We start from the raw sequence: 19,079 nt of genomic DNA, 5'->3' as shown, positions 1-19,079 counted from the left end.
GGGGAGGGGAAAGAGGAGAAGCCGAGACAGGTGAGCAGACGGTGGCCTGGAGGGCTCCAGGCGCATGGTCTACGGAAGGTTAGGCTGGGGGGCGATAAGAAAGTTTCGCCCATCCCGAGGATTTCCCGCGGCGAGGTGTATCGAGATTTAACCGAACCACCTCCGCCGGGTTACGCGGGCTGCAGGCTGCCGCGCATCTTCTTCAGGGCGGCTGCCTCGATCTGGCGCACGCGCTCGGCGGAGATCCCGTATTCCTGGGCCAGTTCGTGCAGCGTGGCGCCGCCGTCGTCCTGCAGCCAGCGGGCCTGCACAATGTGGCGCGAACGGGCGTCCAGGGCCTCCAGGGCGTCCTGCAGGCCGGTGCTCTGCAGCTTGTCCATGGCCTTGCGTTCCAGCACGCGCGTGGGCTCCTGCCGGCCTTCGTCGGACAGATAGGCGATGGGCGCGAAGGCGTCCTCGTCATCGTCCTGGGATTCCAGCGCCATGTCGCGGCCGGACAGCCGGACTTCCATTTCGCTGACATCTTCCGGGCGCACGTTCAGCTCGCGGGCGATTTCATTCACCTGGTCCGAATCCAGCGTCTTGCCGTCGGGCCGCATGCTGCGCAGGTTGAAGAACAGCTTGCGCTGCGCCTTGGTCGTCGCGACCTTCACAAGGCGCCAGTTGCGCACGATGTACTCATGGATTTCGGCCTTGATCCAATGCACCGCGAAGGAAACCAGGCGCACGCCCCGTTCGGGATCGAAGCGCTTGACCGCCTTCATCAGGCCGACGTTGCCTTCCTGAATCAGGTCGGCATGCGGCAGGCCGTAGCCCAGATACTGGCGCGCGATGGACACCACCAGGCGCAGGTGCGACAGCACCAGCTCGCGCGCGGCGTCCAGGTCGCCCGTGTCGCGCAGGCGGCGGCCCAGGGAGACTTCCTGATCGGCGGTCAGCACCGGCAGGCGGTTGACGGCCGAAATATATGCGTCGATGGTTCCCAGCGCGCCAGGATTGGCGATGGCCAGCGTAAGCGTGTTGCCGGGTACGGCCAACGAGGAACTCGGTTGTTTCATGGTGTTGTGCTCCAGGAAACGGCTAGTGGTAGAACGCATTCGTGTGATGTTAGCACTCTGAAATAGGGAGTGCTAATTCGACCGCCGCCTGCGTCCGAAGTTCAGTATTCAACGTGGAAAACCCCGGCCCGGCCATCGGTATGACGCTGGAGCGAAAAACGGGGACACAACCATGGCCGCCGCGCCATCCGCCGGCCACTCGCGCGCACTACCAGCCGCGCTGCTTCAGCGCGTCCGCGGTGGCGGCGTCGTCCGGACGGATGAACAAGCCGCCGCGCGGGTCCATGAACACCCGGTAATTGGCGCCGTCGAACATGGGCATGTACGCGGCGCTGCCATACTGGACGTCCACGAAGGGCAGCCAGCCGGGAAAGCGCTGTTTCAGTCGCCCCAGGTCCGGCATGCCCGGCGGACCCAGCGCATAAACCGTGCGCGGCTCGGACTGATCCGCCACCGGGTCGGCATACCGGCCAGACAGGCGCTCCAGCCGGTACAGCGGCGGCACCCCGGCCAGCAAGGCCGGCAGCCGCCAGCGCACCACGCGGGCATCGATCTGCCACTCGTCGCCGCGCAGGGGGAAATCCTCCGGCGCCTTGCTGCCCGGCCACTGCGCCGTCGCGACGAACTGCCGCGGCGCACGTTCGCGCAACGCAATCCGCGCCACCGGTTCGTCCGCTGTCAGGCGGAAGAACTGATACAGCGTCGCGGCGAACATGCCGGATACGCAGGCCAGCGCCAGGACTAGCAAGCCGAACAGCCGGCGCACCGGCCGCAGGCGGAATCGGCGCCGTCCCTGTGCGTCGCGTGGGCCGCCCTTGCCCAGGAACAAGCCGAAGCCGATCAGCAGGGCGGCAATGGTGACCACCGCGATCCATACGGATGGAGCGACGCCTTCGATCAATGCGATCCTCGCGAAAAACCCGCAGACATTCCCAGTATATAGAGCGCGTCAAGCCCCGCCGTCGGCCAGGACCTCGCCCGTGGCGCCGCCCTGCAGGCGCTCGGCATGGAAGCGGATGTGGTCTTCCATGAAGGTCGAGATGAAGTAATAGCCGTGGTCGTAGTGCTCATGCCGCCGCAACTGCAAGGGCTGGCCGGCCTGGGCGCAGGCGGCTTCGAAGGCCTCCGGATACAGTTGCTGGGCCAGGAAGCGGTCTGCCAGGCCCTGGTCGACCAGGATGCCGGCGGGATAGGGCGCGCGCGCCGCGGCCATCAGCTCGCTGGCGTCGTAGGCGGCCCACTGGCGGGTGTCCGTCCCCAGATAATTCGAGAAAGCCTTCTGGCCCCAGGGGCAGCGGCTGGGAGCGGCGATCGGCGCGAATGCGGACACGGAGCGGAACAGGCCGGGATGGCGCAGCGCCAGCACCAGGGCGCCGTGGCCGCCCATGGAATGGCCGAAGATGCCGATACGCCCCGGGGCCGCGCCCAACTGGCCGGTCGCCAGGCCGTACAGGTCCTGCGTGATATAGCTTTCCATCCGGTAATGCTGTTGCCAGGGCGCCTGCGTGGCGTCCAGGTAGAAACCGGCGCCCGTTCCCAGGTCCCAGTCCTGCTCTTCGCCGGGCACGCCGGCGCCGCGCGGGCTGGTGTCCGGCGCGATCAGCATCAGGCCATGCCGGGCCGCCCAACGCTGGGCGCCGGCCTTGATCATGAAGGTTTCCTCGTTGCACTCCAGCCCGGCAAGGTAGAAGACCGCCGGCACCGGACCGGCGTCCGCCTGCGGGGGCGCATAGACGGAAAAGCGCATGGGCAGGCCGATGACCGCCGATTCGTGCCGGTAGATGCGCTGCCAGCCGGCGCAGCAGCGATGCTGCGCCAGGAGTTCCAGCCCGGCCATCAGTAGAGCACCACGGAGCGGATCGACTCGCCGCGCTTCATCAGGTCGAAGCCGTCGTTGATGTTCTCCAGCGGAAGCGTATGGGTGATCAGGTCATCGATATTGAGCTTGCCTTCCATATACCAATCGACGATCTTGGGAACGTCGGTGCGGCCGCGCGCGCCGCCGAAGGCAGAGCCCTTCCATTCCCGGCCGGTCACGAGCTGGAACGGCCGGGTAGAGATTTCCTCGCCTGCCGCCGCCACGCCGATGATGATGGATTTGCCCCAGCCCTTGTGGCAGCACTCCAGCGCCTGCCGCATCAGCTTGGTATTGCCCACGCACTCGAAGGAATAGTCGGCACCGCCGTCGGTCAGCTGGATCAGGTGATCGACCACGTTTTCGACCTCGGACGGGTTGACGAAATGGGTCATGCCGAACTTGCGCGCCAGCGCTTCGCGGCGCGGATTGATGTCGACGCCGATGATCTTGTCCGCGCCCACCATACGGGCGCCCTGGATGACGTTCAGTCCAATGCCGCCCAGGCCGAAGACCACCACGTTCGCGCCGGCCTCTACCTTGGCGGTGTAGACCACGGCGCCGACGCCGGTGGTCACGCCGCAACCGATATAGCAAACCTTGTCGAAAGGCGCGTCGTCGCGGATCCTGGCCAGCGCGATTTCCGGCACGACGATGTGGTTGGCGAAGGTGGACGTGCCCATGTAATGGTAGATGGGCTTGCCGCCCAGCGAGAAGCGCGAGGTACCGTCCGGCATCAAGCCCTTGCCCTGGGTCGCCCGGATCGCCTGGCACAGGTTGGTTTTACGGGACAGGCAGAACTTGCACTGGCGGCATTCCGGCGTGTACAGCGGAATGACGTGATCGCCGGGCTTCAGGCTGGTCACGCCGGGGCCTGCCTCCAGCACCACGCCGGCGCCCTCGTGCCCCAGGATGGCGGGGAACAGGCCTTCCGGGTCCGCGCCGGAAAGCGTGTAGTAGTCGGTATGGCAGATACCGGTCGCCTTGATTTCCACCAGGACTTCGCCCGCCTTCGGGCCTTCCAGGTCGACGTCCTCGATGGTCAGGGGGGCGCCGGCTTTCCAGGCGATGGCGGCTTTGGTCTTCATGGTGGCTCCAGGCTGATGCGTATCGGTACGGAAATGTTAACGCGTTACCGGGGTAACCTTACTGTTGCGCGGGGCCGTTTACGCGGTACCATTTATTTTCCTGCGCGAACGTCCCGTTCCCTGCATGTCTCGGTCCTGACATCACTATGGCTCGCCTGCCCCGACTGTACGCCCCCGGACTGCCTCAACTCGTGCAGGCCAACTTCATCAATGCCCTGGCTGCGCCCTCGCAGCCGGCGCCTGCCGATACGCTGAACCAGGTGGCGACGTGGCTGGGCGAAACCGCCACGCGCAACCGCGTGGCGCTGCACGGCTGGGTATTGGCCACGGATCGCATCCTGCTGCTGGCCACGCCAGTGGACGGCGAAGGGTTGCCGCGGCTGATGCAGACCTTGGGACGCAACCTGGCGGCGCGCCTGCGTGGCGGCCGGGTGTTCGCCGGCCGCTACCGCTCCGCGCTGGTAGAGCCGGGCGCCTGGGTGCTGCCGGCCCTGGTATGGCTGGAAACCTATCCGGTGCGCAGCGGCGCCACCCACGACGCGGAGCTCTGGCCCTGGTCCTCCGCCGCCGGCCATACCGGTTCGGGCCAGCCGCAGGTGGCGTGGATGTCGGATCACGCGGACTACTGGTCCTGCGGCAACACGCCCTTCGACCGCCAGGCGAACTACCGCAAGCGCCTGCAGGAAGGACTGACCCGGGAACAGATCCAGCGCATCGACCAGGCCGTGCAGGGCCAGTGGGCGCTGGGCGGCAGCGAATTCATCGCCATGCTGGCGCACACCGCCAGCCGGCGCGTCACCCCCGGCCAGCGCGGCCGTCCGCGCAAGAAGCCCACGCCCCCCGCGGCGGAAACCGAGTCCACCGGCTCCTGAAGGGGCCGTCCATCCTGGCAGGATCGTTGCGCTCCTTTTTGATACGTCCCTATATTTACAGGGCAAATCCGGTGGCGGGGATTTATTAGGGACAAACCCCTTTTGTTTTTCTTGCGAGCGGGGCGAGTCCACTGTATCTTCCCCGTTTGCGCCGCAACAAAATGTGGCGATCCCTACTTTTTCAGCGGCCCCGGCCCTGGAGCGCTTCATGACCGTACCGACCTCTTCCGACGCCTGTCGCGCCGCGCCGGCGCGTCCCATCGACGCCACGCGCATCGGTTTGCCCGCCGCCCAAGGCCTCTACGATCCGCGCAACGAGCATGACGCCTGCGGCGTGGGCTTCGTCGCCCATATCAAAGGCCGCAAAAGCCACGCGATCATCCAGCAGGGCCTGAAGATCCTGGAAAACCTGGACCACCGGGGCGCGGTGGGCGCGGACAAGCTGATGGGCGACGGCGCCGGCATCCTGATCCAGATTCCCGATGCCCTGTACCGCGAGGAGCTGGCGCAGGGCGGCGTCATCCTGCCGCCGCCGGGCGAATACGGCGTCGCCATGGTTTTCCTGCCCAAGGAAACCGCCTCCCGCCTGGCCTGTGAGCAGGAACTGGAACGCGCCGTGCGCGCCGAAGGCCAGGTCGTGCTCGGCTGGCGCGACGTGCCCGTGGATGTGGACATGCCCATGTCGCCCGCCGTGCGCGACCTGGAACCCGTGATCCGCCAGCTGTTCATCGGCCGCGGCGCCGACGTCATGGTGCCGGACGCGCTGGAACGCAAGCTCTATGTGATCCGCAAAACCGCCAGCCACGCCATCCAGAATATGCGCCTGGCCCACGGCAAGGAATATTTCGTGCCGTCGGCGTCGGTGCGTACCGTCGTCTACAAGGGCCTGCTGCTGGCCGACCAGGTGGGTCGCTACTACCGCGACCTGGCCGATACCCGCACGATCTCGGCGCTGGCGCTGGTGCACCAGCGCTTCTCGACCAACACCTTCCCGGCCTGGCCGCTGGCCCACCCCTACCGCATGATCGCGCACAACGGCGAAATCAATACGGTCAAGGGCAACTTCAACTGGCTGCGCGCTCGCGAAGGCATGATGCAGTCGGCCGTGCTGGGCGATGACCTGCCCAAGCTGTACCCCATCGTCTACGAAGGCCAGTCGGATACGGCCACGTTCGACAACTGCCTGGAACTGCTGGTGAATTCCGGCTATTCCCTGGCCCACGCCATGATGATGATGATCCCGGAGGCCTGGGAACAGCATACGCAGATGGACGAAAGCCGCCGCGCTTTCTATGAATACCATGCCGCCATGATGGAGCCGTGGGACGGCCCGGCGGCCGTGGCGTTCACCGACGGCCGCCAGATCGGCGCCACGCTGGACCGCAACGGCCTGCGTCCGGCGCGCTACCTGGTCACCGATGACGATATGGTCATCATGGCCTCGGAAGCCGGCACGCTGCCCATCCCGGAAAACCGCATCGTCAAGAAGTGGCGCCTGCAACCCGGCAAGATGTTCCTGATCGACCTGGAACAGGGCCGCATCATCGACGACGTCGAAATCAAGTCGCAACTGGCCAACTCGCGACCCTACCGCCAGTGGATCGAGCGCCTGCGCATCAAGCTGGAATCGCTGCCCGCCCCCCGCCAGCCCGCCAGCCCGCCGGCGCCGACCGCATCCCTGCTGGATCGCCAGCAGGCCTTCGGCTGGACGCAGGAAGACTACAAGTTCATCCTCGAACCCATGGCGACCTCGGGCGAGGAGGCCATCGGCTCCATGGGCAACGACGCACCGCTGGCGGTGCTGTCGAACCGCGCCAAGCCGTTCTACAACTACTTCCGCCAGCTGTTCGCGCAGGTCACCAACCCGCCGATCGACCCCATCCGCGAGCAGCTGGTGATGTCGCTGGTGTCCTTCATCGGGCCCAAGCCCAACCTGCTGGACATCAATAACGTCAATCCGCCGCTGCGCCTGGAGGTGTCCCAGCCGGTGCTGGATTTCGCCGCCATGGCGCAGATCCGCGACATCGAACAGGTCACCGGGCACAAGTTCCGCAGCCTGGAACTGGACATCACCTATCCCGCCGCCTGGGGCCGCGAGGGCATCGAAGCCCGCGTGGCGGCGCTGTGCGCGCGCGCGGTCGACGCGGTGCGCAGCGGCCACAACATCCTGATCGTATCGGACCGCCGCGTGGACGCCGAGCGCGTCGCCATCCCCGCGCTGCTGGCCACGTCGGCCATCCACCAGCACCTGATCCGCGCCGGCCTGCGCACCAACGCCGGCCTGGTGGTGGAAACGGGCTCGGCGCGCGAAGTGCACCACTTCGCGCTGCTGGGCGGCTACGGCGCCGAGGCCATCCATCCCTATCTGGCGCTGGAATCGCTGGAAAAGATGGCCGACCCCGAAAAAGCCGTCAAGAACTACATCAAGGCCATCGGCAAGGGCCTGAACAAGGTCATGTCCAAGATGGGCATCTCGACCTATATGTCCTACACCGGCGCGCAGATCTTCGAAGCCGTCGGCCTGCAGAGCACGCTGGTGGACAAGTACTTCACCGGCACCGCCAGCACGGTCGAAGGCATCGGCATCTTCGAAGTCGCCGAGGAAGCCCTGCGCCTGCATCGCGCGGCCTTCAGCCAGGACCCGGTGCTGGCCAACGACCTGGACGCGGGCGGGGAATACGCCTATCGCGTGCGGGGCGAAGAGCACATGTGGACGCCCGACTCCATCGCCAAGCTGCAGCACGCCACGCGCGCCAACAATTACCGCACCTACAAGGAATACGCGCAGATCATCAACGACCAGAGCCGCCGCCACATGACGCTGCGCGGCCTGTTCGAATTCCGCTTCGACCCGACCCGCGCGATCCCGCTGGAAGAAGTCGAATCCGCCAAGGACATCGTCAAGCGCTTCGCGACGGGCGCCATGTCGCTGGGCTCGATCTCCACCGAAGCGCACTCCGTGCTGGCTGTCGCGATGAACCGCATCGGCGGCAAATCCAACACGGGCGAGGGCGGCGAGGACGAAATGCGCTACCGCGCCGAAATGCGCGACGGCAAGAGCCCGGTCAAGAACGGCGACACCCTGGCCTCCATCCTGGGCGGCGACCGCGTCGAGGCGGACGTCCCCTTGAAGGCGGGCGATTCGCTGCGCTCGCGCATCAAGCAGGTGGCCTCGGGCCGCTTCGGCGTCAGCGCCGAATACCTGAGCAGCGCCGACCAGATCCAGATCAAGATGGCGCAAGGCGCCAAGCCGGGCGAAGGCGGCCAGCTGCCGGGCCACAAGGTATCGGAATACATCGCCAAGCTGCGCTATTCGGTGCCGGGCGTGGGCCTGATTTCGCCGCCGCCGCACCACGACATCTATTCCATCGAGGACCTGGCGCAGCTGATCCACGACCTGAAGAACGTCAACTCGCGGGCGTCGGTCTCGGTCAAGCTGGTGTCCGAAGTGGGCGTCGGCACGGTCGCGGCGGGCGTGGCCAAGGCCAAGGCGGACCACGTCGTCATCGCCGGCCATGACGGCGGCACGGGCGCCTCGCCGGTGTCCTCGATCAAGCAGGTCGGCACGCCGTGGGAACTGGGCCTGGCCGAAACGCAGCAGACTTTGGTGCTGAACCGCCTGCGCAGCCGCATCCGCGTGCAGGCCGACGGCCAGATGAAGACCGGACGCGACGTCGTCATCGGCGCGCTGCTGGGCGCCGACGAATTCGGCTTCGCCACGGCGCCGCTGGTCGTCGAAGGCTGCATCATGATGCGCAAATGCCATCTGAACACCTGCCCGGTCGGCGTGGCCACGCAGGATCCCGTCCTGCGCAAGAAGTTCCAGGGCAAGCCCGAACACGTCGTCAACTATTTCTTCTTCGTTGCCGAGGAAGTGCGCGAGATCATGGCCCAGCTGGGCATCCGCAAGTTTGACGAACTGATCGGCCGCAGCGATCTGCTGGATACCCGCATCGGCATCGAACACTGGAAGGCGCGCGGACTGGACTTCAACCGCGTGTTCTACCAGGCGCCGTCCGATGGCCCGGTGCGCCAGACCGAAAACCAGGACCACGGCCTGGCCGCGGCGCTGGACCACCAGTTGATCGAACGCAGCAAGCCGGCACTGGAGCGCGGCGAGAAAGTCTCCTTCATCGTGCCGGTGCGCAACCGCAACCGCACCATCGGCGCCATGCTGTCCGGGGCGGTGGCGTCGCGCTACGGCCATGAGGGCTTGCCGGACGATACGATCCACATCCAGTGCAACGGCACGGCGGGCCAGAGCTTCGGCGCCTTCCTGGCCCACGGCATCACGCTGGACCTGGTGGGCGAAGCCAACGATTACGTCGGCAAGGGCCTGTCCGGCGGCCGCATCATCGTGCGTTCGCCCAACGACTTCCGCGGCTTCGGCCCGGACCACATCATCGCCGGCAACACCGTGATGTACGGCGCGCTGGCGGGCGAGGCCTACTTCAACGGCGTGGCCGGAGAACGCTTCGCGGTGCGCAATTCCGGCGCCGCGGCGGTGGTGGAAGGCACCGGCGACCACGGCTGCGAATACATGACGGGCGGCACCGTCGTGGTGCTGGGCGCCACGGGACGCAACTTCGCGGCCGGCATGTCCGGCGGCGTGGCATACGTGTGGGATCCGGACGGCAGCTTCCGCGACCGCTGCAACCTGTCCATGGTCGAGCTGGAAACCGTGCTGCCGCACGCCGAACAGCAGAACATGGACAACATCGACACCTGGCACAGCGCCAAGCGCGGCGGCGAACGCGAGACCGACGAAAGCATCCTGCGGCGCCTGATCGAAGACCACTTCCGCTATACGGGCAGCTTCCAGGCGCGCGACATCCTGGGCAACTGGGAAGCCTCGCGCGGCAAGTTCGTCAAGGTCATGCCGACCGATTACCGCCGCGCACTGGCCGAAATGTGGCGTGCGGCCAACCCGCAAAAAATGGCCGCTTGAGGAAAGACCATGGGCAAAATCACCGGATTTCTCGAATACCAGCGCCTGCAGGAGGCCTATGAGCCGCCGGCGGCGCGCCTGAAGACCTGGCGCGAATTCGTGCTGCGCCTGGACGACAACGCGTCCAAGGTGCAGGCCGCGCGCTGCATGGACTGCGGCATCCCGTTCTGCAATAACGGCTGCCCGGTCAACAACATCATCCCGGACTGGAACGACCTGGTGTACCGGCAGGAATGGCGCAAGGCGCTGGACGTGCTGCACTCCACCAATAACTTCCCGGAATTCACCGGCCGCATCTGCCCCGCGCCCTGCGAGGCAGCCTGTACCTTGAACATCAACAACGACGCCGTGGGCATCAAGTCCATCGAGCACGCCATCATCGACAAGGGCTGGGAAGAAGGCTGGGTGGTGCCGCAGCCGCCGTCGCGCAAGACGGGCAAGAAGGTCGCCGTGGTCGGCTCCGGCCCCGCGGGCCTGGCCTGCGCCCAGCAGCTCGCCCGCGCCGGCCATGCCGTGACCGTGTTCGAGAAAAGCGACCGCATCGGCGGCCTGCTGCGCTATGGCATCCCGGACTTCAAGCTGGAAAAATCGCAGATCGATCGCCGCATCGCCCAGATGGAAGCGGAAGGGGTGGAGTTCTGCCCGTCCACCTACATCGGCAACGCCGGCGACCCGGCCGCGGACGGCCTGACCGCCCGCACGCCCGAATCGCTGCGCGAGGAATTCGACGCGGTCGTCATGGCGGGCGGCGCGGAAGCCCCGCGCGACCTGCCGGTGCCGGGGCGCGAACTGCAAGGCGTGTACTTCGCCATGGATTTCCTGCGCCAGCAGAACAAGGCCGTGGCGGGCGACCGCCTGAGCAACCAGACGCTGGCCAAGGGCAAGCATGTGGTGGTCATCGGCGGCGGCGATACGGGTTCGGACTGCGTGGGCACCAGCAACCGGCACGGCGCCGCCTCGGTAACGCAATTCGAACTGATGCCGCAACCGCCGGAATCGGAGAACAAGTCGCTGACCTGGCCGTACTGGCCGGCCAAGCTGCGTACCTCGTCCTCGCACGAGGAAGGCTGCGAACGCGACTGGGCGGTCACGACCAAATCCCTGGTGGGGGAAAAGGGCGTGGTGCGCAAGCTCATCGGCGCCCGCGTGGAGTGGGTCAAGGACGAAGCCACCGGGCAGATGAAAATGCGCGAAGTGGACGGATCGGAATTCGAGATCAAGGCCGATCTGGTGCTGCTGGCCATGGGCTTCGTTTCCCCGCGCCAGCAGGTGCTGGATGCGTTCAACGTGGATCGCGATACGCGCGGCAATGTACGCGCCAATACCGACGACTACCGTACCAGCGTGGAAAAGGTGTTCGCCGCCGGCGACATGCGCCGGGGCCAATCCCTGGTGGTATGGGCCATCCGCGAAGGCCGCCAGTGCGCGCGCGCCGTCGATGCCTTCCTGATGGGCGACAGCGAGCTGCCGCGCTGATCCTCTCCGCCCCCCAAAGCCCGCGCCGCCCGCGCGGGCTTTTTCTTTGCGGCGTCCGCGGCGCGGTCCGCGCGGCTTGCGGCTGCCCATCGCACGGATAGCGCCTGCTCATCCGCCGCTTGACCGGCGTCAAATGCACTACGCCCTCCATGAGCGACCCTGTCGATTCCCCTACCGATGACATGGAGAATCAACATGCCCGCCCTCATCGCGCCCCCGCGCGCCGCCGTCCTTGCCGTCCTGCTCGCCGCCTGCGCCCTGCCCGCGCACGCGCACGAAGCCGGCGATGTGCTGTTCAAGGTCGGCGCGACGCAGGTGCGTCCCAAATCGGGAAACGGCAGCGTACTGGATGGCAGCGTCGACCTGGACGTCGGCAACAGCGTGCGCCCCAGTTTCACCCTGACCTACATGGCGACCCGCCATGTCGGCATCGAATTGCTGGGCGCCTGGCCGTTCCAGCACGACATCCGGGGCAGCAACGGCCTGGGCAAGATCGGCACCACCAAGCAGCTGCCGCCCACCCTCAGCCTTCAATGGCACTTCCTGCCCGACAGCACGGTGCAGCCTTACGTCGGCGTCGGCGTGAACTACACCCATTTCTTCGATACGAAGAGCGAAGGCGCGATCAGCGGCTCGGACCTGAAACTGCAGGATTCATGGGGCGTCGCCGCCCAGCTCGGCGTGGACGTCAAGCTCAGCGAACGCTGGTTCATGAATGCCGATATCCGCTACATCGATATCTCGTCCAAGGTGAAGCTGGACGGGCAGCGCATCGGCACGGCACGTATCGATCCCTGGGTCGCCACCGTCGGCGTGGGTTACCGCTTCTAGCGACGGCACGGCCCGGGCGCGGCACCCCATGATTTAGTTCACGGCGCCTTTTGCCGTTAAGTGTGGAGACAACTGCCCCAGGTAAGATGGCGGCAATTCCGCAACCGACCACCTCATCGTGCGCCCGTCCGCCACGTCTCCCGCCCCCGACTCGCCCGCGCACGCGCCGACGCTCGGCCAGATCTTCACGGCGTTCGCCAAGATCGGGCTGACCAGCTTCGGCGGCGGCCTGAGCGGCTGGATGCTGCGCGAATTCGTCCAGGCGCGGCGCTGGCTTTCCGAAGCGGAATTCCTGAGCGGACTGGCGCTGGCCCAGGCATTCCCCGGGGTCAATGTGGTGAACCTGTCGATCTGGATCGGCTTTCGCCTGCGCGGCGGGCGCGGCGCCTTCATGGCCGCCCTGGGCATGATCGTCCCGCCGATGACGACCGCCATCATCCTGGCGGCGCTGTTCGCCGAGCTCTCCCATTCCCCCACCGTGCACGTCGTCCTGGCGGGCATTGCCGCCGCCGCGGTCGGGCTGTCCCTGCAAATGGGCCTGCGCGCGGCCTACCGGGCCGCCACCGGCCCGCTGCCCATCCTTGTCATGGTGGTGGTCTTCGGCACCATCTTCATCGCGGGCCTGCCGCTGCTGTGGGTGGTGGGCCTGATGGCGCCGGTATCCATCCTGCTGGCCTATCTGCGCCTGCGCCGCGGCGGGGGACAGCCATGACGGGCGGCTCGGCGCTGTGGGACCTGTTCACCGTCTTCGCCCCCTTGTCTTTCCTGACGGTAGGCGGGGGACAAAGCGTCGTGGCGGACATCCACCGCCAGGCAGTGGATGTCTACGGCTGGATGAACGACGGCCAATTCCTGGACCTGTTCGCCCTGTCGCGCATCACCCCTGGACCGGGGTCGCTGCTGGTCACCCTGGTCGGCTGGCAGGTGCGCGGCATCCTGGGCGCGCTGGTGGCGTCCTTCGCCATCTTCGTGCCCAGCACCGTCCTGATCTATGCCCTGGCCCGCGTCTGGCAGCGCTACAACGGCCGCCTCTGGATCCGGGCGATCGAGACCGGGCTGGCGCCCGTGGCGGCGGGGATGATCCTGGCCGCCTCCTGCACCATCCTGCGCGCGGCCGAGGGCGGCGCCTGGGCCTGGGCGGTCGCCATCGCCTCGACCCTGCTGCTGCTGCGCACCCGGGTCAGCCCGTTTCTGCTGCTGGGCGGCGGGGCGCTGGTCTTCCTGGTCGCGCTGCGCTAGGACCGGATTACCGTCGAGCTACAATGCAGGGCCGTGGGGACGGACCGTCCCCACCCAACTTGCCGCCGTATGCCGACTGATCCAGACGCCCGTACCGTACAAGCGCTGCAGTTCACCGACGTTTCCCTGGGATATGGGGATTTCACGGTATTGCAGGGGATTTCCATGACAGTCGCGCCCGGCCAGGTGGTCGCGGTCATGGGTGGCTCGGGGTCCGGCAAGACCACCATGCTGCGCGCCGCCACCGGCCAGTTGCAGGCGCGCGCGGGCAAGGTCGAGGTGTTCGGCCACGATATGAGCCAAGTCACACCGGCCGAACTGGAAGGCCTGCGCAAGCGCATGGGCGTGCTCTTCCAGCAAGGCGCGCTGTTCACCGACCTGGACGTCTTCGAAAACGTCGCCTTCCCGCTGCGCGAGCACACCCGCTACGGCGAAGCCGAGATCCTGCAACGCGTCCTGGACAAACTCCATGCCGTCGGCCTGCGCGCGGCCGCGCACCTGAAGGTATCCGAGATCTCCGGCGGCATGGCGCGGCGCGTGGCGCTGGCCCGCGCGATCGTCCTGGAGCCGGAACTGATACTCTACGACGAACCCTTCGCCGGACTGGACCCGATTTCCATGGGCATCACCGCGCGGCTGATCCGCGATCTGTCGGATCGCCTGAAGTGCGCTTCCGTGCTGATCACGCACGACGTCCATGAATCCTTCGCCATCGCGGATCAGGTCTATCTCGTGGGCCAGGGCCGGCTGGCGGCGTCGGGACGCCCGGACGCGCTCTCGGCATCCGACGATCCCTACGTGCGCCAGTTCCTGCGCGGCGAACCGGACGGTCCGGTCGCCTTTCATTATCCCGACACGCCGGCCTTCGACCGCTGGCTGGCCCGACAAGAAGGACGCAGGCCATGAGCGAATCCAGCTCCGCTCCGGCGGGACCCATCGGCCGCCTGGGCGGATGGGTCACCGATACCGTGGGCGGCATCGGCTACTTCACCCGCTTTTTCGGCGCGCTGCTGGCCAAGAGCGGCATCGCGCTGCGCCGTCCGCGCCTGGTGTCGCAGCAAGTGCATTTCATCGGCAACTATTCCCTCATCATCATCGCGGTGTCGGGTATGTTCGTCGGTTTTGTCCTGGGCTTGCAGGGCTACTACACCCTGCGCCGCTACGGGTCGGAAGAATCCCTGGGCCTGCTGGTCGCCCTGTCGCTGGTGCGCGAACTCGGCCCGGTCGTCACGGCACTGCTGTTCGCCGGCCGGGCGGGGACGTCGCTGACGGCCGAAATCGGCCTGATGAAGGCGGGAGAACAACTGGCGGCAATGGAAGTCATGGCGGTGGACCCGATGCGCCGCGTGCTGGTGCCCCGGCTGTGGGGCGGCATCATCGCCATGCCCATTCTGGCGGCGGTGTTCTCGATGGTCGGCATCATGGGCGGCTGGCTGGTCGGCGTGGTGCTCATCGGGGTGGACACGGGCGCCTTCTGGTCCCAGATGCAAAGCGGGGTGGATGTGTGGAAGGATGTCGCCAACGGGGTGCTGAAAAGCATCGTGTTCGGCGTCGCCGTCACGCTGGTCGCCCTGTACGAGGGCTGGCAGGCCCGTCCCACGCCCGAAGGCGTGGCCCGCGCCACCACCCGAACCGTGGTCGTCGGATCGCTGGCGGTGCTGGCCCTGGATTTCCTGTTGACCGCACTGATGTTTGGCAATTAGATGATCGCGCCATGCCTTATCCCCGCGACGCGGGTGGGGCAAACGCAATGGACCACTGATACGGATTCTTCATGTCACGTCAAAAAACCGATTTCTGGGTAGGCTTGTTCGTGTTGCTCGGTGCCGCGGCCCTGGTATTCCTGGCCTTGCGCGCCGGCAACCTGAGCGCCTTCTCCTTCGCTCCCACGTATGACCTGACCGCGCAGTTCGACAACATCGGCGGCCTGAAGGAACGCGCCGCGGTCAAGAGCGCCGGCGTGGTCGTCGGCCGCGTCAGCCGCATCCGCTTCGACGATAAAAGCTTCCAGGCCGTGGTCACGCTCAGCATGGACGCGGATTTCAAATTCCCGAAGGACTCCTCGGCCGCCATCCTGACGGCCGGGCTGCTGGGCGAGCAATACATCGGCCTGACCGCGGGCGGCGATGATGCGAACTTTGCGAATGGCGACAAAATCCGGTATACCCAAAGCGCGGTCGTTCTGGAAAACCTGATCAGCCAATTCCTTTACGGCACGGCGGAAAAACAGGGGTCGGCTCCGGCCGCCAATGCCCCCGCGGCGCAACCTCAACCTCATTGACCGGAAGTTTTCATACTCCGACGCACGCACGGATGGCGCCCTGGGGAAGAGGGGAAGCGCCGCCACACGCGGGCGATCGGCCAACAGGCTGTTTCTCCAGAAAGACGACGAGATGAACAAGAACACACTGACTCGCATTTTCGCCCTGGCGGCGGCGGGCGCCGGCCTGGCCGGCTGCGCCACCGTACAGAACCCCGACCCGCGCGACCCATGGGAAGGGTTCAACCGGGGCGTGTACACCTTCAATGACAAGGTGGATCGAGCCGTGCTCAAGCCCATCGCCGTGGGCTACACCAAGATCACCCCGCAGCCGGTGCAAAGCTGCATACACAATATGTTCAACAACGTCGCGGACATCTGGGCCGCGGCCAACAGCATGCTGCAAGGCCGCGGCCTGGACGCCATCAATACCTTCGGCCGCTTCCTGTTCAATACCACCATGGGCGTGGGCGGCTGCTTCGACGTGGCCACCGCCAATGGCGCGAACCGCATTCCGAACGATTTCGGCACCACGCTGGGTGTGTGGGGCGTAGGCCAGGGTCCGTATGTCGTGCTGCCTTTCTGGGGCTCCAGCACCATCCGGGACACCGCGGGCCTGGCGGGTGACTTTGTCGGCAACCAGTGGACCAGCGTCGGCGCCATCGACAACGTGCCCCTGCGCAACTCCCTGTATGGCCTGTGGGTGGTCGACCGCCGCGCCAGCCTGCTGGACGCCACGGACACCGTGGACCGCGTGGCCCTGGACCCGTACAGCTTCGTGCGCGATGCCTACCTGCAACGGCGCGCGGCAATGGTACTGGGCCGCAAGGCGGGCGACGCCAGCAACCTGCCGAACTATGACGACGAAAGCGACGATGCCGCCAACGGCAGCGCCACGAAACCCGCCGGCACGGACAGCGGCGCCACGCCGGCGCCCGCCGCCCCGGGCATAGGCGGTGCGGGCGCGGGCAGCACGACGCCCGCACCCAAGCGCCAGTAAGAAAGAATGCAGCGGACGTTCCGCCGGACAGGCACCGACGTGCCTGTCCGACGGGCCATCCTTACACGGAATTCAGAAGGAGCAAGCATGCGGTTCTACCCCCTTACGCTATTGCAACGCCTTTGCCTGAGCGGCCTGCTCGGGCTCGCCCTGGCTTGGTCGGCCCAGGCCCAGCCCAGCCCCCAGGCCTCGCCGGAAAAAGTGGTGCAGGACGCCGCCAACCAGACGCTGCAGGTCCTGAAGACCGACGGCGGCGTCAGGAACGGCGACCTGCGCCGCGTCAACGAGGTGGTTAATCAGTACATCCTGCCCTATGTCGACTTCCAGAAGACCACGCGCCTCGCGGCCGGCCGCTACTGGCGCCAGGCCACGCCGCAGCAGCGCGAAGCCCTGGCGGAGGCCTTCAAGGGCACGCTGGTGCGCACCTACAGCGGCGCGCTGACGCGGGTGGATAACGGGACCAACATCAAGGTAACCGGCTCCACCGTCGACGGCACCGACGCGGTCGTGCGCAGCACGATCAACCAATCGAACGGACAATCGGTCGGCGTGGATTACCGGCTGGAGCAAAGCTCCGCGGGCTGGAAGATCTATGACCTCAACGTCGAAGGCATCTGGCTGATCCAGAATTACCGCAACCAGTTCGCCCAGGAAATCAACCAGAACGGCATCGACGGCCTGATCAAGGCGCTGAACCAGCGCAACGCCCAGTAGCAAGCCTGCGGCGCGGCCGCGCCGGGACGACCCTGCGCGGCCAGGGGCCATGCCCGGGAAAACCCGGGCAGAGTCTTATAATGGAGGATTGGCTCTTTTCCGGGCTTTTCCCCGCATCATGTCCGCCGTCCGTCTCGAGAACGTCTCCAAAACCTACGCCGCTCGCCAGCCCGCCTGGAAGAAGTGGCTGGGCCGCCCCTCCACGCCGGGGTTCCAGGCGCTCCGCGACGTCAGCCTGGACATCCAGCCTGGCGAATTCTTCGGCCTGCTGGGCCCCAACGGGGCAGGCAAGACCACCCTGATTTCCATATTGGCCGGGCTGGCCATTCCCACCTCGGGCCGCGCCAGCGTGTGCGGCCACGACGTGCAGGCCGACTTCCGCCAGGCGCGCCGCGCGCTGGGTGTGGTGCCGCAGGAACTCGTCTACGACCCCTTTTTTACGGTGCGCGAGACGCTGCGCATCCAGTCCGGCTATTTCGGGCTGCGCAAGAACGACGACTGGATCGACGAGATCCTGTTCAACCTCGGCCTATCCGACAAGGCCGACGCCAACATGCGCGCGCTGTCCGGCGGCATGAAGCGCCGCGTGCTGGTGGCGCAGGCGCTGGTGCACCGGCCGCCCGTCATCGTGCTGGACGAGCCCACCGCCGGCGTGGACGTGGACCTGCGCCGTACCCTGTGGGAATTCATCTCGCGGCTGAACAAGGCCGGCCACACCATCATGCTGACCACGCACTACCTCGAAGAGGCCGAAGCGCTGTGCGGCCGCATCGCCATGCTCAAGGCCGGCCGCATCGTCGCGCTGGACACCACGCCGGCGCTGCTGGCGCGCGTGGGGGGCGTGGACCTGGAAGACGCGTTCGTGCGCATCATGCATCACGAAGACGACACGCAATTGACGGAGGTGGTCTCGTGAGCTCCGCCACGCGCCCCATGCTGGATGCCCAGGTCGCGCCGGGCTCCGGTTTTCCCACGCTGCTGCGCAAGGAGCTCATGCGCTTCTGGAAGGTCAGCTTCCAGACCATCGCGGCCCCCGTCATCACGGCCTTGCTCTATCTGCTGGTGTTCGCGCAGGTTCTGCAGGATCGCGTCCACGTCTACGGCACCGTGCCTTACACATCATTCCTGATCCCTGGCCTGATGATGATGAGCATGCTGCAGAACGCCTTCGCCAACCCATCGTCCTCGCTGATCCAGAGCCGCATCACGGGCAACCTGGTGTTCATCCTGCTGCCGCCGCTGTCGCATCGGGACATCTACTTCGCCTACGTGATCGCGGCCATCGCGCGCGGGCTGGCGGTGGGCCTGTGCGTGTGGATCGTGGCGCTGTTCTTCATCCCGCTGACGCCGGTGCATCCCCTGTGGGTGCTGGCGTTCGCCGTCCTGGCGTGCGGCATCATGGGCAGCCTGGGCATCATTGCCGGACTGTTCTCCGAGAAATTCGACCAGCTCGCGGCGTTCCAGAATTTCCTGATCATGCCGGCGACCTTCCTGTCCGGCGTGTTTTATTCCATCCATACCCTGCCACCCTTCTGGCAGGGCGTATCGCACTGGAATCCCATCTTCTATACCATCGACGGCTTCCGCTACGGCTTCTTTTCGGTGTCCGATGTGTCGCCCTGGCGCAGCCTGGCCGTGGTCACCTGTGTCTTCCTGGCGCTGGGCACATACGCCGCGCGCCTGCTGGCCAGCGGCTACAAGCTTAGGAATTAAGGGATGAGGCCCACCCCCGAAGCGC

At 66.5% G+C, this 19,079-nt stretch carries 17 protein-coding genes; 13 read left to right on the top strand and 4 right to left on the bottom strand.

Going from position 1 to position 19,079, the window contains the following annotated elements:
• Window positions 1-170: 170 nt before the first annotated feature.
• The 4 genes from rpoH to CAL28_RS00870 all read right to left on the bottom strand — a co-directional run bounded on the left by rpoH (window position 171) and on the right by CAL28_RS00870 (window position 4,001).
• Complete coding sequence (gene rpoH / locus CAL28_RS00885; protein WP_094839547.1) at window positions 171-1,058, bottom strand: RNA polymerase sigma factor RpoH; 888 nt, start codon at window positions 1,056-1,058, stop codon at window positions 171-173.
• Between the two features lie 208 nt (window positions 1,059-1,266).
• A complete protein-coding gene (locus CAL28_RS00880; RefSeq protein WP_094839546.1) occupies window positions 1,267-1,959 on the bottom strand; it encodes a hypothetical protein in 693 nt (230 codons plus the stop codon).
• 48 nt (window positions 1,960-2,007) lie between these two features.
• A complete protein-coding gene (gene fghA / locus CAL28_RS00875; RefSeq protein WP_094839545.1) occupies window positions 2,008-2,895 on the bottom strand; it encodes an S-formylglutathione hydrolase in 888 nt (295 codons plus the stop codon).
• Complete coding sequence (locus CAL28_RS00870; RefSeq protein ID WP_094839544.1) at window positions 2,895-4,001, bottom strand: S-(hydroxymethyl)glutathione dehydrogenase/class III alcohol dehydrogenase; 1,107 nt, start codon at window positions 3,999-4,001, stop codon at window positions 2,895-2,897. Before CAL28_RS00870 ends, fghA begins: the two co-directional genes overlap by 1 nt.
• 146 nt (window positions 4,002-4,147) lie before the next feature.
• Here CAL28_RS00870 and CAL28_RS00865 point away from each other — a divergent pair, with 146 nt between their 5' ends.
• From CAL28_RS00865 to CAL28_RS00805, 13 genes are all read left to right on the top strand, one after another.
• Window positions 4,148-4,873, top strand: a complete 726-nt coding sequence (locus CAL28_RS00865) for a hypothetical protein (protein ID WP_094839543.1) — start codon at window positions 4,148-4,150, stop codon at window positions 4,871-4,873.
• A 208-nt stretch (window positions 4,874-5,081) separates the two neighbouring features.
• Window positions 5,082-9,821 (top strand): glutamate synthase-related protein, encoded by a 4,740-nt coding sequence (locus tag CAL28_RS00860; protein WP_094839542.1) that lies wholly within the window; start codon window positions 5,082-5,084, stop codon window positions 9,819-9,821.
• Between the two features lie 9 nt (window positions 9,822-9,830).
• Window positions 9,831-11,297 carry a glutamate synthase subunit beta gene (locus tag CAL28_RS00855; protein ID WP_094839541.1) on the top strand — a complete coding sequence of 489 codons (1,467 nt, stop codon included), beginning with the start codon at window positions 9,831-9,833 and terminating at the stop codon, window positions 11,295-11,297.
• A 195-nt stretch (window positions 11,298-11,492) separates the two neighbouring features.
• A complete protein-coding gene (locus CAL28_RS00850; RefSeq protein WP_094839540.1) occupies window positions 11,493-12,128 on the top strand; it encodes an OmpW/AlkL family protein in 636 nt (211 codons plus the stop codon).
• Window positions 12,129-12,246: 118 nt separating this feature from the next.
• Window positions 12,247-12,840 carry a chromate transporter gene (locus CAL28_RS00845; protein ID WP_094839539.1) on the top strand — a complete coding sequence of 198 codons (594 nt, stop codon included), beginning with the start codon at window positions 12,247-12,249 and terminating at the stop codon, window positions 12,838-12,840.
• The gene (locus tag CAL28_RS00840; protein ID WP_094839538.1) at window positions 12,837-13,367 is read left to right on the top strand and encodes a chromate transporter; all 531 of its coding nucleotides are present in this window, start codon (window positions 12,837-12,839) and stop codon (window positions 13,365-13,367) included. Before CAL28_RS00845 ends, CAL28_RS00840 begins: the two co-directional genes overlap by 4 nt.
• A gap of 69 nt (window positions 13,368-13,436) precedes the next feature.
• On the top strand, window positions 13,437-14,273 hold the full coding sequence (locus CAL28_RS00835) for an ABC transporter ATP-binding protein (protein ID WP_094839537.1): 837 nt from the start codon (window positions 13,437-13,439) through the stop codon (window positions 14,271-14,273).
• A complete protein-coding gene (gene mlaE, locus CAL28_RS00830; RefSeq protein ID WP_094839536.1) occupies window positions 14,270-15,070 on the top strand; it encodes a lipid asymmetry maintenance ABC transporter permease subunit MlaE in 801 nt (266 codons plus the stop codon). Before CAL28_RS00835 ends, mlaE begins: the two co-directional genes overlap by 4 nt.
• A 71-nt stretch (window positions 15,071-15,141) precedes the next feature.
• On the top strand, window positions 15,142-15,648 hold the full coding sequence (gene mlaD, locus CAL28_RS00825) for an outer membrane lipid asymmetry maintenance protein MlaD (RefSeq protein WP_094839535.1): 507 nt from the start codon (window positions 15,142-15,144) through the stop codon (window positions 15,646-15,648).
• Between the two features lie 112 nt (window positions 15,649-15,760).
• Window positions 15,761-16,627 carry an MlaA family lipoprotein gene (locus CAL28_RS00820; RefSeq protein WP_094839534.1) on the top strand — a complete coding sequence of 289 codons (867 nt, stop codon included), beginning with the start codon at window positions 15,761-15,763 and terminating at the stop codon, window positions 16,625-16,627.
• Between the two features lie 87 nt (window positions 16,628-16,714).
• On the top strand, window positions 16,715-17,341 hold the full coding sequence (locus CAL28_RS00815) for an MlaC/ttg2D family ABC transporter substrate-binding protein (protein WP_094839533.1): 627 nt from the start codon (window positions 16,715-16,717) through the stop codon (window positions 17,339-17,341).
• A gap of 118 nt (window positions 17,342-17,459) precedes the next feature.
• Window positions 17,460-18,257, top strand: coding sequence for an ABC transporter ATP-binding protein (locus CAL28_RS00810; protein WP_094839532.1), 798 nt, complete (start codon window positions 17,460-17,462; stop codon window positions 18,255-18,257).
• Between the two features lie 17 nt (window positions 18,258-18,274).
• Window positions 18,275-19,054, top strand: a complete 780-nt coding sequence (locus CAL28_RS00805) for an ABC transporter permease (RefSeq protein WP_094840545.1) — start codon at window positions 18,275-18,277, stop codon at window positions 19,052-19,054.
• The last annotated feature ends 25 nt before the right edge of the window (window positions 19,055-19,079 follow it).

Source organism: Bordetella genomosp. 11, from assembly GCF_002261215.1.
GTDB lineage: Bacteria > Pseudomonadota > Gammaproteobacteria > Burkholderiales > Burkholderiaceae_B > Bordetella_C.
This window is presented reverse-complemented; position numbering and strand designations above follow the sequence as displayed.